The following is a 14,930-nucleotide window of genomic DNA, read 5'->3' as shown; positions in this document are numbered from 1 at the left end:
TGAAGAAATTCACTTTGGCAAGCAGGGTTTCACAGAAATTGCAGCGATCTTTGCCCATATTTTAAGCAGTTTATGAAAAGGGGAGACTCACATGAAAATCGGTTGCCCGAAGGAAATCAAACCTCAGGAATTCCGGGTCGGCATGACACCGAACGCCGCGCAAGAGGCCGTGGCCCGTGGTCATGAAGTGATCATCGAAACCGGGGCCGGTCTTGGGGCCGGTTTTGACAACGACGCATATACCGCCGCCGGTGCCCGTATTGTCGATACTGCGGAAGAGATTTTTGCCACCGCCGATATGATCGTCAAGGTTAAGGAACCACAAGCGGTTGAGCGTAAGATGCTGCGCGAAGGTCAGTTGCTGTTCACCTATCTGCACCTGGCACCCGACCCGGATCAGACCCATGATCTGCTGGCTTCCGGTTGTACGGCAATCGCGTATGAGACGGTCACGGACAACAATGGCGGGCTGCCTCTGCTGGCGCCAATGTCCGAGGTCGCGGGCCGCCTTGCACCGCAAGTCGGGTCCTGGACGCTGCAAAAGGCCAATGGTGGCCGCGGCGTTCTGATGGGCGGCGTTCCCGGTGTGGGTCCGGCCAAGGTGGTCGTGATCGGTGGTGGTGTCGTAGGGACACATGCCGCTCAGATCGCGGCCGGCATGGGTGCGGATGTGACGGTGTTGGACCGGTCCCTGCCCCGCCTGCGCTATCTGGACGACGTGTTCGGCGGTCGGTTCAAAAACCAGTATTCGACGGCAGGCGCGACGGCCGAACTGATCCGCGATGCAGATATGGTCATCGGCGCGGTTCTGATCCCGGGCGCAGCGGCCCCGAAACTGGTCACGCGCGAACAGTTGTCGACAATGAAACCCGGTGCGGTTCTGGTCGACGTTGCCATCGACCAGGGCGGGTGTTTCGAAACATCGAAGGCCACCACCCATGCCGACCCGATCTACGAGGTCGACGGCATCATGCACTATTGCGTGGCCAACATGCCTGGCGCTGTTGCACGCACGTCAACAATCGCACTAGGCAATGCAACAATGCCGTTCATGCTGGCTTTGGCTGACAAAGGTTGGCGGCAGGCCTGTCAGGACGATCCTCACCTGCTGGCCGGTTTGAATGTGCACGCAGGCCAGTTGACCTATTACGCGGTTGGCAAGGCACTTGGGATCGACGTTGTTTCGCCAAATGTAGTGATCAAGTCGTAACGACCCCGCATTAACAGCGTGGGGCATATCTTAGTGCTGCTGCATCAACACTGTCTGTGGGAATGAAAAAGGCGCCGCGCATTGCGCGGCGCCTGGCTCAACTGGCGAAGGGCATTTGCGATGCCCGTACAACGGGCGGGAGCTCTTAGCCCTGCTTCTGAATCTCGACAGAATGAGGATACGGGATAGATACACCCTTGGCGTCAAAGGCTTCTTTCACGGCCTTCGTCACCTCAAACTTCACGTCCCAGTAATCCGCTGCGGCGCACCATAGGCGGGCCGTCAGATCGACTGAACTATCTCCAAGGTTGGTCACGCGCACCCAAGGTTCGGGATCGCCCATGATGCGCTCATCCGCCTTGGCCACCTCCAATATGATCTGCATTGCCTGATCCGCACTGTCGCCATAGTCGATCCCAAAGACCAGATCGACCCGACGCGTATCATGCGCCGAAAAGTTGGTGATAACCGATCCCCAGGCCTGCCCGTTCGGCACGATAATCTGCACATTGTCCGGTGTGACCAGTTCCGTGGTGAACAGGTTCAGGTCCTTCACGGTGCCCGCAGTGCCGCCGATATCCACATATTGCCCCAGCTTGTAGGGACGGAACACCACCAGCATGACCCCAGCGGCCAGATCGCTGAGCGTGCCTTGCAGGGCCAGACCGATGGCCAACGATGCGGCGCCCAGAATCGCAACAATGCTGGTTGCTTCGATCCCGAAGATACCCAGAACAGCGACAAACACGATCGCAAGCAGCACCCACTTGACCAGGCTGGCAACAAAATTACCCAGGGTCGGATCGATATGGGGTGTCGCATTGATGCGCCGACGCACCAGCCCACTAATCGCACCGGCCACGATCCAGCCCAGCACCAGTACAATCAGCGCTTTGATCGCGCTCATGATCAGCGGGCCGAAAGCGCCCACCTGCGTTACAACGTCTTCCACACGCGTCTCCTTTGCTCCAATAACAAACCCGCGTCTTTAGCGCGGGTATCATGACAGATTGAGCTATTTTTCCACCTCGGTCTAGGTGCGTGTTTCCCGACTTTTCCCCCTGCTGTTCCTCAGCAAACAGGCGCTGACAATACGCGCACAACGTTATGCCTGACAAAGCTGCACGATGCTGACAGATTGGCTTGCGACACCCGACACAGGAGACCCCAAATGCTGGACACCGCTTCGTTTCCGATCATGGCCAAATGGCCCCCCCAGAACCCAGATCTGCTGCAACTGTATTCCTATCCGACGCCCAATGGCGTCAAAGTCTCAATCATGCTCGAGGAAACCGGACTGCCATATGAGGCGCACAAGGTCACCCTGGCCGATGCAGATGTAAAAAGCCCCGAGTTCCTGTCACTCAACCCCAACAACAAGATTCCGGCGCTTATTGATCCCAACGGTCCAGAGGGTCCACTTGCCCTGTTCGAAAGCGGCGCAATCCTGTTGTATCTAGCCGAGAAGACCGGCCAGTTCATCGGCCAATCCGCAGGTGACCGGCATCGGGCCACGCAGTGGCTGATGTTCCAGATGGGTGGCGTTGGTCCGATGTTCGGACAATTGGGTTATTTCCACAAATTCGCAGGCAGCGAGATCGAAGACCCCCGCCCGCGCGAACGGTATATCAACGAGGCGAAACGCCTGCTGAACGTTCTGAACACCCAACTCGACGGTCGCGACTGGATTACCGGAGAGTATTCGATCGCTGACATGGCCATCGCCCCGTGGCTACGAGGGCTGGATTTCTACGGCGCGAAAGAAGTGCTGGGTTGGGATAACCATCCAAACGTGACGGCCTATCTCGACCGTTTCCTGGACCGGCCCGCCGTACAGCGGGGGCTGAACATCCCCTCCCGCGACTAGGCGGAGCGCGGTGGATGCCCTGCGGCATCCACCATCAAAACTAGCCCGGCAATTTACCAGTCAGAACGTAACGCAGAATTTCGACCACCTGACGCGGTTCCTCGGCGACAGCGAGGGCGGCGGCGTCCACTTCTTTCAGCGCATGCTGGTGATCGGGGCCGTGCAGCACGATGATCGATTTGCCCAGTGCTGCTGCATAGCCCGCGTCAAAAGCCGCGTTCCACTGTTTGTATTTGTCGCCAAACCGCACGACGACTACATCGGCCTCCGTTATCCCCTTACGGGTGCGAATGGCATTAACCATTGCCCCCTTGTGATCGTGCCAATATTTGTTCGGCTCGGCCCCTAAAATGGCAACCCCGCAGTCATCGCTTGCGCCATGATCGGTAACAGGGCTGTCAAAACTCACATCCAAGCCCTGTGCCCCGTCAATGATCTGCTCACGCCAGTCGGTATGGATTTCCCCGGACAGATAGACCTTCAGCATCTCATGCTCCTCCCAACAGAAAAAAGGAGCGGAGCCGCCCCTTCATCTTTTCAAAAATACTCTCGCCGAAGGCGACAGCGCCCTATCCGCGCAGAACACCGCCCGTGGCCTTGGTCACCTTGGCAATGATCTTCTCGGCCACAGCCTCGATGTCTTTTTCCTTCAGCGTCGCTTCGGACGGTTGCAGACGCACGGTGATAGCCAGCGACTTTTTACCCTCGCCCAAACTGCCGCCGATGAACTCGTCAAAGACCCGCACATCTTCGATCAGTGCTTTGTCGGCGCCCGCTGCAGCGTTGACCAGCGTCAACGCTTCGACACCCTCATCCACGACAAAGGCAAAGTCACGCTCGACGGCTTGAAGATCACGCAGTTCCAACGCGGCACGGGTCGCACCGGATTTGCGCGGCATGGGCACTTCATCCGGCCAGATGGTAAACGCCACCGCCGGGCCTTTGATGTCCATTGCCTGCAGAACGCGCGGATGCAATTCGCCAAACACACCCAGCACCTTTTTCGGACCCAGGCAAATCCTGCCATGACGTCCCGGATGCCACCATGCATCACCATCGCGCAGAATTTGCACCTTGGCGGGCGCGCCGATGGCGGCCAGAACCGCCTCGGCATCCGCCTTTGCGTCGAACAGATCAACCGACCGGGATGCACCATGCACATCTTTGGGGCCGTTGCGACCAACCAAAAGGCCGGTGATCTGGATCTGCTGTTCACCGGGCTCACCGTCATGGAACACAGGTCCAACCTCGAACAGGGCCATGTCCGCATAGCCACGCGCCTGATTGCGGGCGGCGGCCTGCAACAGGCCCGGCAGAAGATCGGGGCGCATATGGCTCATCTCGGATGAGATCGGGTTTTCAAGCTTTGTTGCATCGTCACCGCCACCGAACAGCGCGGCCGAGGCCTGGTCGATGAAGGTATAGGAAACGCATTCGTTATACCCCAGCGCGGCGCAGGTCCGCCGCGCCATCGATTGACGGCGCTGCGTCGGGGTCATCACCGGTTTCGGGATACCGTCGGTAACGCGTGGCAAAGGCTTGCCCTGCAACTTGGTAAGGGATGCAATCCGCGCGACCTCTTCCACCAGATCGGCCTCACCCATGATATCCGGGCGCCAACTGGGAACATGGGCCATCTCGCCTTCCAGACGGAAACCCAGACGGGTCAGAGTCTGGCGTTGATCGCTTTCGGGAATGTCCATCCCGACCAGAGACTGCACCCGCGCCGAATCCAACTTATAAGCGCGCGCATGGTTAGGCGCTTTGCCCGCCTCAACCACGTTCGAGGCCTCACCGCCACAGATATCCAAAATCATCTGGGTCGCGTGTTCCAGCCCTTCCAGCGTGTATTCCGGGTCCACCCCACGTTCAAAACGATAGCGCGCGTCCGAGTTGATCTTGAGCGCACGACCCGTCAGAGCGATCTGCACATAGTCCCAGAACGCGCTTTCGAGGAAGACGTTCACTGTCTCCTCGGTGCACCCGGTCTCGTCACCGCCCATGATGCCACCAATGGACTCCGGACCCTTCTCATCCGAAATCACCATCATGCCGGGCTGCAGCGTGTATTCCTTCTCATCCAGTGCGACCAGCTTCTCGCCACCTTTGGCACGATGCACCCGCAGGTTGCCCTGCACCTTGTCGGCATCGAAGACGTGCAGCGGGCGATTGTGGTCGAACGTCATATAGTTGGTGATGTCGACCAACGCCGAAATCGGACGCAGACCGATCGCCTTCAACTGATCCTGCAACCACTGAGGGCTGGGGCCATTCTTTACACCTTTGATCAGACGCCCGGTGAAATGCGGGCAGCCATCCAGCGTATCGTCGTCAATGGTAACCTTGATCGGGCTTTCGAAATCACCCGGCACCGGCACATAGTCGCGCTGTTTCAATGTGCCGACACCACGGGCCGCCAGGTCACGCGCGATCCCGGCAACGCCCAGTGCATCAGGACGGTTGGGAGTGATCGCGATCTCAATCATCGGATCGACCTTCGAGGGGTCGTTTTCGGCCAGCCAGTCGACAAAGCTGTCGCCAACCTCGCCCGAGGGTAACTCGATGATGCCATCATGCTCGTCCGACAGCTCCAGCTCGCGTTCCGAGGCCATCATGCCAAAGCTTTCAACACCACGGATCTTGCCGACGCTGATTGTGAGGTCCAGACCGGGGATATACATGCCCGGTTTGCAGACCACGACCGTGATGCCCTCACGCGCGTTCGGCGCGCCGCAGATGATTTGCAGATCGCCCTCGTCAGTCGCAACGGTGCAGACGCGCAGCTTGTCAGCGTCCGGGTGCTTTTCGGCATGTTTCACATGGCCCAGCGTAAACCCCTTCAGCCGGTCTGCCGGGTTCACGATCTCTTCGACCTCAAGGCCAAGATCAGTCAGCGCCTCGGCGATCTCATCAACCGAAGCGTCAGTGTCGAGGTGGTCTTTCAGCCAGGACAGGGTGAATTTCATTGCACAGGGCCTTTTTTGGCAAACATCCGTTTGGCACAGGCAATGGCAAAGAATGGGCCGGGGTGCAAGCGCCGCGCGTCACGGATAGGTAGGGGCACGGCCCAAAAGTTCATCCAATTGCCGCCCGATCCAGCCATGGGGGATAAAATGCCCTCCTGGATGAGTGTCCAGCACCACCTGACCTTGCGCGCAATCGGTCCACTCGACACGGCTGAGCGTCAGAAAGGGCACCACGCCCCAATCACCACGCGGCGTAGCCGTATGGCAGTCGTATTTCTGCCGCCACAGCGCCACTGGATATGTCGTATCGCCGCCTGGGCCAAACGGAAAGTCCATCACGGTGTCATCGGTTCCGTGGACATGACGGGCCTGCTGTGGGGCCTGTGGGCAATCTTCGGTCTGGCGAATGCTGCCTGCCACAGCCAGCAGGGCCGCGATATCGTTGCCTGACTGGCAGACATAGCGCCAAGCCATCGCGCCGCCAAAAGAATAACCGGAAACATAGATGCGCTCTGGATCAATCGGATAGCGTCGTGCCACATCCTCAAGCACCTTGTCCGCGAACCCGACATCAGCAGTATCCGATGTCCAGAAGCTCCAGCTTTTTCCCAACCCGTTGGGCGCGACCAACAGAACGCCCCTGCGCGTCGTAGCCCCGGCAATCCGTTCATGGTTGACGACAACATTACCTTGCCGCGCCCAGCCATGGAAATGCAGCAGAACCGGCAAGGGTGTTTCACCATCCCAGCCATCGGGTTCCAGTACATGGTACGAGCGGTCGCCCAAATCGCAGGCGGTTTCGCCATGGCACTCGGTGTTCCATGGACCCATGGCAAGGGCCGGGGTTGCGGCAAGCACAAACAGACAGATCAGTCGGTACATCATGGGTCGGAGCCTGTACCAAACGGGTCGGTGCGTGTGAAGTTCAGAGCATTCAAATGAATGTCAACGCCCTCATATCACACGCAGGCACACACCTTGCCCGCTGGGTACCGGTTTGAGATCAAGACAACCTTGATCTCAGGACGCCCCGTCCAGTTCCCGCACCAATGCAGGCAAATCCGCCACCGTATCGATCACATAATCCGCGCCCGCATCTTTAAGGATTTGCGTGGCATGGCGGCGCAGCGCATCAACTTCGGCTTCGGTCAGTGCGGCCAGTTCTTCGGGCGTCTTCCCCACGGCGTTTCCGGAAAGGGCAACGCCAACCGTCAGACAACCGGCGGCAACGCCTTCTTTGATACCCGGTTCGGTATCGTCCACCTTGATTATCGCCTCAGGCGGATAGGCCACCAGATCGACCATACACTTATACATGCCCAACGGCCCCGGACGCCCTTCCGGCAAGTCGTCAGAGCAGACCAGATTGTCAGGCTCATACCCTTGCCTGGCTGCAACCGGGATTACGTTTTCCATGATGGAGCGCGTGTAACCCGTGGTTGATCCGATCTTCAGGCCCATCGCACGCAGATCGTCCACGGCCTTTTTGGCACCGGGAACGAGGTCAGCGTAGTCGGCTGCGACTTTTTCGTTCATCGGAACAAAGACCTCATACACCTTGTCCACATCTGCATCCGTGGGCCGGTTGCCATATTTGGCTTCCCACTGCGCTGCGATCTGATCCATATCCATCATGCTGCGAATGTGGTCCCATTTCGGAGCCCCCATCGGTGCCCGCGCCTGCTCGATACTGGCGTTAATGCCGAACTCGGCAAAAGCCTTCACGAACACACCCATCGGCGCAAATGACCCGAAATCGACAATCGTTCCGGCCCAATCGAATACAGCCGCTTTGAATTTGCTCATAATCTTCTCCTAGGATCAGGTCGGTTCAGCTTGTTTCTCTTGCAGGTCCGCAACGGACGGTGCCGCGCTTTGAACACCCATCTGCTTCAACACCTCGGCCGAGTTGTCGACAACGGCTTGCATGACCGTTGCATCTACTTGTCCGATATGGCCGATGCGAAAGCTCTCGGACTGGGTCAGCTTGCCGGGGTACAGAATGAAACCGCGCTCTTTCATCAACTCGTAAAAAGTGGCGAACCGGAAATTCGGATCGGCAGGGCAAAAGAACGTCGTGATGATTGGTGAAAGCCAATCATCCTGCAACAAGGTTTCGAACCCCAAACGACGCATCCCCGCGACCAGGACATCCCGGTTTTTGACATAGCGTGCGCCCCGGCCGGCCACACCGCCTTCGGCCTCATGCGCCCGCAGCGCCTCAAGAAACGCAGCGACAACGTGGGTAGGCGGAGTGAACCGCCATTGCCCCGTTCTTTCCATCGCAGCCCATTGCGCGTGAACGTCCAAACTCAGGGAATGGCTGTTTCCTTCTGCCCCGGCCAGTGCGGATTTTTCGGCCAATACGAAGCCGAAGCCCGGAACACCTTCAATACACTTGTTGGCTGAACTGACCAGCGCCTGAAACGGAGTCCTTGCGGGCTCGACCGGAAGCGCACCAAATGCCGACATCGAATCTATCAGCAACTTTCGTCCTGCCGCCGCGGTCGCATCAGCGATTTCCTGCAAAGGGTTGAGGATGCCGGAGCTGGTCTCGCAATGAATGGCCAGCACATGGGTAATCGAAGGGTCTGCCGCCAACGCCGCACTCACCTGTGATCCACGCGGAGGACGGTAGTCCCCCATATCGATCACCGTGGAGTGACGCCCAAGGTAGTTCAATGTCTCAGCAGCGCGTTTGCCGTAGGCCCCGTTACACAAGACCAGAACCTTGCCATCCTTCGGCACGAACGAGGACAACATTGCCTCGACGACATAGGTTCCGCTCCCCTGCAGGGGCACGCAATCGTAGCCTTCGTGCCCCTCACCCAGTAAAGCGACCAGCCGCCGCCGCATCTCAGCCGTCATCGCACGAAAGTCACCGTCCCAGCTGCCCCAGTCCCTGAGCATCGCTTGTTTGACCCGCGCTGATGTCGTCAGCGGGCCCGGTGTCAACAGATAGGGCTGTTTCAAATCTGGGCTTGGCAAGGCTGTATTCGACATGGATATACTCCATTCATCGAAGTTATGGATTTTTTAATTTCATAGCACATTGCTATGATCCGGCTACACCTTTCCACAATTCATCTCAACAGTATTTTTGTCGGTTGAATGAGTTTTCGCACACCCCGCCGGCCAGAACCTGCACCAAGCGCTACGGCGTTACTTAGCCCCGGCGCAGGATTCCCGAACAATATCAAAGAACAACCGCACCGAGGATGTCTGCGCCATGGTCGGAATGGCGATTAAATATTGCCGGGCTTTTAGATGGTCATCGTCAATCGGCACAAACCGCAAATCTGCATCAGTCTGTGTCATCTCAACGTCCAATCCGATCCCGTGACCCACCCCTTCACGTACAAGGGTGGTAATGGACCCCCATGACCCAAGCCCAAGAACGGTTTGAATCCGCGCATCCGCTCGACTTGCAGCGGCTTCAAAGATTCGCCGCGTTCCCGCCTGCGGTTCTCTCTGGATCAGGCGTACGTCCTCAAGGTCAGACCAACTCAGTACATCTACCTTACCAAATGGCCCGTCCTTGGGTGTCACGATTCCGATCCGGCATGCGGCAATCTGCAAACAGTGAAACCCCTCTGGCGGCTCGGGTGCAGTGACAAAGGCCGCATCAATCTCGCCATTTCGCAGAAGAGGCAACAAATCATCCGAAGCCAAAGACCGCGCGTTCAAAGTCACCTTGGGATGAGCGTGGATAAAACGGGCAATGCAGGGCATTGCAGTCTGATATGTCGAGTAGCCGACCCAGAACGGACCGGCCCTCAGATCCGATCGATCCGACACCTGCAAATCGACCTCAGATTTTAACTCCAGCAACGCACGTATCTTGGGGCGGATCGTCTCAAAATGTTCGGTTGGAGTAATCAGATTGCCTTGTCGGTGCAGAAATTTCAGCTTGGTCTGGCGTTCCGCTGACACAACCAGATTAGACACCGTGGGCTGAGACACCCCCATCTCGGCGGCCGCCGCCGTAAAGCTCTTTGTGCGTGCAACCGCTTCGAGCGCCTGTAGTTGCCGCAGGCTCAATCCGGTGGGTGCTGACATTGTCCGTTCCAATTTGCTTTTTTGTCTGTGGTCAATTGATCAACTGCCCTTGGTGGATGCAAGCCGCGCGACGCCCTTGCAAGGAGGTTGCATGTATCATGGCTGTCTTTTCCCCGCCATGATCGACGTCTTGCTGTCAGGAAATCAACGAATCCTGATCCCAATTGCTCAAAGGTAAACAACGTCAGCCTTGAACCGCATAGCACTTATAATTTGAAAACGGACCTACTTCTGGTGTGGGGAGATTTTTGGGTCTTTGAGTCGCCCGAACAGATTCCGGGATCAGGGGTAACTCAATTTCCTGCTCAAATCACCTCTTGCTGTTTATTATGTAATAACGTAACAAACGGAGCTGCGAATGTGATGTACGGACCTAGAGCTGACTAACGCGACGGCCCCACCGATCTATTCAATTGAGGAATACACTTCATGATTGACTCCCGCCTTCCAGTCACTGTCCTTTCTGGCTTCCTCGGGGCAGGTAAGACAACACTTCTGAACCGTGTGCTGAACAATCGAGACGGGCGTCGGGTTGCCGTCATTGTCAACGACATGTCCGAGGTAAACATCGACGCCGATTTGGTACGCGCAGATACTGAACTGTCCCGCACTGACGAAACGCTGGTGGAAATGTCGAATGGTTGCATCTGCTGCACTCTTCGCGACGATCTTTTGGATGAAGTCAGGCGATTGGCCGCTGAAGGCCGGTTCGACTACCTGCTCATTGAATCAACGGGCATTTCCGAGCCATTGCCAGTTGCAGCCACATTCGATTTTCGGGATGCCGACGGCAAAAGCCTGTCGGATGTTTCTCGGCTGGATACCATGGTGACAGTTGTCGATGCCGTGAACCTGCTACAGGATTTTTCCAGCCACGACTTCCTGAGCGACCGGGGAGAGGTTCTTGGAGAAGAGGATGAGCGCACTTTGGTACATCTGCTCACTGATCAGATCGAGTTTGCGGACGTAGTGATTTTGAACAAGGTCGCTGATGCCGGGCCGGAACGCGTAGATGCTGCCCGCAAAATAATCCGGAGTCTAAATGCCGATGCCCGGATTGTGGAAACCAATCACTCTGATGTGCCCGCCGACACGATCCTGGATACTGGCCTCTTTGACTTCGACAAAGCGCATGAGCACCCGATGTGGGCCAAAGAGCTTTACGGGTTTGCGGATCATGTTCCCGAGACCGAGGAATATGGGGTAACCAGTTTTGTGTACCGGGCACGGCAGCCTTTCGTACCCGAAAAGATTCTGGCTATCCTGAACGGTGAACTGCCGGGAGTGATCCGCGCCAAAGGTCATTTCTGGATCGCCACGCGCCCCGATTGGGTTGCTGAGTTTTCACTTGCTGGTGCTCTGTCCTCGGTCAAACCACTTGGTACATGGTGGGCAACCGTTCCGGAAGACCAACGCCCTGACCACGAGAGCGCCCGCGCTTACATGGAAACACATTGGCAAGAGCCATGGGGCGATCGGCGGCAGGAAATCGTGTTCATCGGCAGCGGCATCGATTGGCCAAATTTGAAGTCGCGACTGAACGCGGCTCTGCTTCCTGCTGTTGTTGCCGGGCGGCCTGAGGATTTACCGGACCTGCCCGATCCCTTCCCTGCGTGGCGTCGCGCGGAAGCGGCGGCATGATCAGCACTCAAGAAATCGTCGGAGACGACGCCGCAGGTGTTGCTATCGCGGAAACGCCAGAGGCCTTATCGGCCATCCGCGATCAAGGTTGCGCCGCGGTTGTCTGGCGCAGAAACCCTTTGCAACGGTTTCAATCGTGGATTGATGCTTTGCCTCCGGAATGCCTGCCAAAAGCGCGATTGATCCTGCGACCGGAAGCAGTGCGTCAGGCGGTTCTCGAGGTATGCGAAGCATCTGGAACTCCAAATGATTCAGAACGTGACTCCCTCGTCGATGACGTGGCCGCATTATCGGATATCTTTGCGGATTTGATGGGCGCTGAATGGTTGCGCCTGCGCCTGGATGTTGTGACGACCAATGCCTGTCGCAGGTTCCACATTGATGCCATCACCGCACGTCTCGTCTGCACCTATCGCGGCACGGGCACACAATGCGGCATCTCTACCGATGGAACCGAGCCGGGCCGCATCTTTACGGTCCCTACTGCGGCTCCAATCCTCTTGCGCGGAACGCGCTGGCCCGAGCAACCGGCATCCGGCCTTTTGCACCGCTCGCCGCCAATAGAGGGTTCTGGTCAAACGCGACTTGTGCTCGTCCTCGATCCAGTCAGCAATCCCGCGAACGAAATCGATCAAGTGTTGATGCATTAGTCCAAAAAAACATCGCCACACCGGAACGAGTCTGGCGGTAGCTAATGTTGAAAGCGTACCAGCACAACGATAAGCGGTGTTGAGTCACCCGGTTTTGTGGATTAATTGTAGTCTGGACGGGCTGTTTGGATTTTGTGACGCTGGTTGCGGGAGTAGGATTTGAACCTACGACCTTTGGGTTATGAGCCTGACGAGGTGAAGACGTTAAGCAATTGATCCAGTGGATCAATTGTAGTCTGAACGGGCTGTACTGAGATTTTCTGACGCTGGTTGCGGGAGCAGGATTTGAACCTGCGACCTTCAGGTTATGAGCCTGACGAGCTACCGGGCTGCTCCATCCCGCGTCAGAGTCAGATTTGTTTCATCGTATTAGAGAGATTTGGGCTTTTTCTAGGTTTGGCGGTGACCTACTCTCCCGGGGCTTAAGCCCAAGTACCATTGGCGCGGCAGTGCTTAACTTCCGGGTTCGGTATGGGACCGGGTGTTTCACTTGCGCTATGACCACCAAACCGAGGAAAAGCCCACGTCGCGTCTTTGCCTTTGGCAAAGCGCGACGTGCAGGAGGCAGCGTATTCGCGAAGCGGATGCGCGTTCCTGCACGGTTGTTATGTCAATCAACATCGCGGCTTGGCGCTGCGACGCTATCCCTAGTCAAGGTCGGTGTATGCTTTGGTCTTGTCTTTCCATTACTGGATCAAATCAAGCCTATCGGGCGATTAGTACCGGTCAACTGAACGCATTACTGCGCTTACATCTCCGGCCTATTGACGTGGTGGTCTTCCACGGCCCTCAGGGAGACCTTGTTTTGAGGGGGGCTTCCCGCTTAGATGCCTTCAGCGGTTATCCTGTCCGATCATAGCTACCCAGCACTGCCGTTGGCACGACAACTGGTCCACCAGTGGATCGTTCACCCCGGTCCTCTCGTACTAGGGGCAACTCCTCTCAAGTCTCCTACACCCACGGCAGATAGGGACCGAACTGTCTCACGACGTTCTAAACCCAGCTCACGTACCTCTTTAAACGGCGAACAGCCGTACCCTTGGGACCTGCTCCAGCCCCAGGATGAGATGAGCCGACATCGAGGTGCCAAACACTGCCGTCGATATGGACTCTTGGGCAGTATCAGCCTGTTATCCCCGGCGTACCTTTTATCCGTTGAGCGATGGCCCTTCCACTCGGGACCACCGGATCACTATGGCCGTCTTTCGACTCTGCTCGACTTGTCAGTCTCGCAGTCAGGCTGGCTTCTGCCATTGCACTCAACGAGCGATTTCCGACCGCTCTGAGCCAACCTTCGCGCGCCTCCGTTACGCTTTAGGAGGCGACCGCCCCAGTCAAACTACCCGCCACGCAGGGTCCCGGATCCGGATAACGGACCGCGGTTAGACATCAAGAGTGCGAAGGGTGGTATCTCAAGGGAGGCTCCACAGGGACTTGCGTTCCTGCTTCAAAGCCTACCACCTATCCTGCACATCACAATCCTGATGCCAGTGCGAAGCTGTAGTAAAGGTGCACGGGGTCTTTCCGTCTAACCGCGGGAAGCCTGCATCTTGACAGGCAATTCAATTTCGCTGAGTCGATGTTGGAGACAGCGGGGAAGTCGTTACGCCATTCGTGCAGGTCGGAACTTACCCGACAAGGAATTTCGCTACCTTAGGACCGTTATAGTTACGGCCGCCGTTTACCTGGGCTTCAATTCAAGGCTCTCACCTCTCCTTTTAACCTTCAGGCACCGGGCAGGCGTCAGACCCTATACGTCGTCTTGCGACTTCGCAGAGCCCTGTGTTTTTAATAAACAGTCGCCACCCCCTGGTTTGTGCCCCCAGCCCCTAGTTGCCTAGGAACCGGGCCTCCTTCTCGCGAACTTACGGAGGTATTTTGCCGAGTTCCTTCAACATCGTTCTCTCAAGCGCCTTGGTATGCTCTACCAGTCCACCTGTGTCGGTTTAGGGTACGGTCTGATGGAGGGCTATTTCCAGGAACCACTCAGCAGCCCAATCAATCCGATAAGATTGAACTACACCTGTGATCCGTCACATCCTCCTGGCCTAGGAATATTAACCTAGTTCCCATCGCCTACGCCTTTCGGCCTCGGCTTAGGGGCCGGCTTACCCTGCTCAGATTAGCTTTAAGCAGGAACCCTTGGACTTTCGGCGAGAGTGTCTCTCACACTCTTTGTCGCTACTCATGTCATCATTCTCACTAGTGATCTCTCCACCGGATGGCTCACGCCCCGGCTTCATCGAAAGAACCTATGTCTGCGCTACCGCCTATTCGGCTACTTGAGCGCGGTTGCCCGCGCCGCATAACCGGCGGCAATATAGACAAGGTTCTATGTCACACTACGCTCTGCTACCGATGCTTACGCATCCCTAGACTTCGGCTCATGGCTTGAGCCCCGTTACATCTTCGCCGCAGGACAACTTATTTAGACCAGTGAGCTGTTACGCTATCTTTAAAGGATGGCTGCTTCTAAGCCAACCTCCTGGTTGTTTTGGTCGTCCCACCTGCTTTCCCACTTAGCCATGAATTGGGGG

Annotated in this window: 11 protein-coding genes, 1 tRNA gene and 2 rRNA genes (1 of these 14 only partly in view); 4 read left to right on the top strand and 10 right to left on the bottom strand. The window is 57.0% G+C overall.

The genetic code is table 11. The annotated features are described in order from the left end of the window. Positions 1-91: 91 nt before the first annotated feature. Positions 92-1,210: an alanine dehydrogenase gene (gene ald / locus ACP0GE_RS12730; RefSeq protein ID WP_424832303.1), complete on the top strand. Its 1,119-nt coding sequence runs from the start codon at positions 92-94 to the stop codon at positions 1,208-1,210. Between the two features lie 145 nt (positions 1,211-1,355). Here the strand turns inward: ald and ACP0GE_RS12725 are convergent, their stop codons facing one another. Further along, a complete protein-coding gene (locus ACP0GE_RS12725) occupies positions 1,356-2,162 on the bottom strand; it encodes a mechanosensitive ion channel family protein (RefSeq protein WP_424832302.1) in 807 nt (268 codons plus the stop codon). Positions 2,163-2,381: 219 nt separating this feature from the next. Here ACP0GE_RS12725 and ACP0GE_RS12720 point away from each other — a divergent pair, with 219 nt between their 5' ends. Next, positions 2,382-3,077 (top strand): glutathione S-transferase family protein, encoded by a 696-nt coding sequence (locus ACP0GE_RS12720; protein WP_424832301.1) that lies wholly within the window; start codon positions 2,382-2,384, stop codon positions 3,075-3,077. Between the two features lie 40 nt (positions 3,078-3,117). On the opposite strand, the gene ACP0GE_RS12715 is transcribed toward ACP0GE_RS12720, so the two are convergent. From ACP0GE_RS12715 to ACP0GE_RS12690, 6 genes are all read right to left on the bottom strand, one after another. Continuing rightward, positions 3,118-3,564, bottom strand: coding sequence for a YtoQ family protein (locus ACP0GE_RS12715; RefSeq protein ID WP_424832300.1), 447 nt, complete (start codon positions 3,562-3,564; stop codon positions 3,118-3,120). Positions 3,565-3,646: 82 nt separating this feature from the next. Further along, positions 3,647-6,043, bottom strand: a complete 2,397-nt coding sequence (gene pheT / locus ACP0GE_RS12710) for a phenylalanine--tRNA ligase subunit beta (RefSeq protein ID WP_424832299.1) — start codon at positions 6,041-6,043, stop codon at positions 3,647-3,649. Between the two features lie 78 nt (positions 6,044-6,121). Then, positions 6,122-6,928: an alpha/beta hydrolase family esterase gene (locus ACP0GE_RS12705; protein WP_424832298.1), complete on the bottom strand. Its 807-nt coding sequence runs from the start codon at positions 6,926-6,928 to the stop codon at positions 6,122-6,124. 135 nt (positions 6,929-7,063) lie between these two features. After that, a complete protein-coding gene (gene phnX / locus ACP0GE_RS12700; RefSeq protein WP_424832297.1) occupies positions 7,064-7,849 on the bottom strand; it encodes a phosphonoacetaldehyde hydrolase in 786 nt (261 codons plus the stop codon). Between the two features lie 15 nt (positions 7,850-7,864). After that, a complete protein-coding gene (locus tag ACP0GE_RS12695; protein ID WP_424832296.1) occupies positions 7,865-9,046 on the bottom strand; it encodes a 2-aminoethylphosphonate--pyruvate transaminase in 1,182 nt (393 codons plus the stop codon). Positions 9,047-9,205: 159 nt separating this feature from the next. Then, complete coding sequence (locus tag ACP0GE_RS12690) at positions 9,206-10,102, bottom strand: LysR substrate-binding domain-containing protein (protein WP_424832295.1); 897 nt, start codon at positions 10,100-10,102, stop codon at positions 9,206-9,208. A 429-nt stretch (positions 10,103-10,531) separates the two neighbouring features. Here ACP0GE_RS12690 and ACP0GE_RS12685 point away from each other — a divergent pair, with 429 nt between their 5' ends. Both ACP0GE_RS12685 and ACP0GE_RS12680 read left to right on the top strand, forming a co-directional pair. Further along, positions 10,532-11,743 (top strand): GTP-binding protein, encoded by a 1,212-nt coding sequence (locus tag ACP0GE_RS12685; RefSeq protein WP_424832294.1) that lies wholly within the window; start codon positions 10,532-10,534, stop codon positions 11,741-11,743. Next, positions 11,740-12,393, top strand: coding sequence for a DUF1826 domain-containing protein (locus tag ACP0GE_RS12680; protein ID WP_424832293.1), 654 nt, complete (start codon positions 11,740-11,742; stop codon positions 12,391-12,393). The genes ACP0GE_RS12685 and ACP0GE_RS12680 overlap by 4 nt, the downstream gene beginning before the upstream one ends. A gap of 267 nt (positions 12,394-12,660) precedes the next feature. Here ACP0GE_RS12680 and ACP0GE_RS12675 read toward each other — a convergent pair. The 3 genes from ACP0GE_RS12675 to ACP0GE_RS12665 all read right to left on the bottom strand — a co-directional run. Then, positions 12,661-12,737 (bottom strand) — tRNA-Met (locus ACP0GE_RS12675). Between the two features lie 50 nt (positions 12,738-12,787). Continuing rightward, positions 12,788-12,902, bottom strand: a 5S ribosomal RNA gene (gene rrf / locus ACP0GE_RS12670). A gap of 186 nt (positions 12,903-13,088) precedes the next feature. Further along, positions 13,089-14,930 (bottom strand): 23S ribosomal RNA (locus ACP0GE_RS12665); it runs 1,024 nt beyond the window's last position.

This window comes from Ruegeria sp., assembly GCF_965243365.1.
In the GTDB taxonomy this organism is placed as follows: domain Bacteria; phylum Pseudomonadota; class Alphaproteobacteria; order Rhodobacterales; family Rhodobacteraceae; genus Ruegeria.
This window is presented reverse-complemented; position numbering and strand designations above follow the sequence as displayed.

Coding starts and splice junctions, on each gene's coding strand:
- ald (WP_424832303.1), top strand. CDS start 92: ATGAAAATCGGTTGCCCGAAGGAAATCAAACCTCAGGAATTCCGGGTC.
- ACP0GE_RS12720 (WP_424832301.1), top strand. CDS start 2,382: ATGCTGGACACCGCTTCGTTTCCGATCATGGCCAAATGGCCCCCCCAG.
- ACP0GE_RS12715 (WP_424832300.1), bottom strand. CDS start 3,564: ATGCTGAAGGTCTATCTGTCCGGGGAAATCCATACCGACTGGCGTGAG.
- pheT (WP_424832299.1), bottom strand. CDS start 6,043: ATGAAATTCACCCTGTCCTGGCTGAAAGACCACCTCGACACTGACGCT.
- ACP0GE_RS12705 (WP_424832298.1), bottom strand. CDS start 6,928: ATGATGTACCGACTGATCTGTCTGTTTGTGCTTGCCGCAACCCCGGCC.
- phnX (WP_424832297.1), bottom strand. CDS start 7,849: ATGAGCAAATTCAAAGCGGCTGTATTCGATTGGGCCGGAACGATTGTC.
- ACP0GE_RS12695 (WP_424832296.1), bottom strand. CDS start 9,046: ATGTCGAATACAGCCTTGCCAAGCCCAGATTTGAAACAGCCCTATCTG.
- ACP0GE_RS12690 (WP_424832295.1), bottom strand. CDS start 10,102: ATGTCAGCACCCACCGGATTGAGCCTGCGGCAACTACAGGCGCTCGAA.
- ACP0GE_RS12685 (WP_424832294.1), top strand. CDS start 10,532: ATGATTGACTCCCGCCTTCCAGTCACTGTCCTTTCTGGCTTCCTCGGG.
- ACP0GE_RS12680 (WP_424832293.1), top strand. CDS start 11,740: ATGATCAGCACTCAAGAAATCGTCGGAGACGACGCCGCAGGTGTTGCT.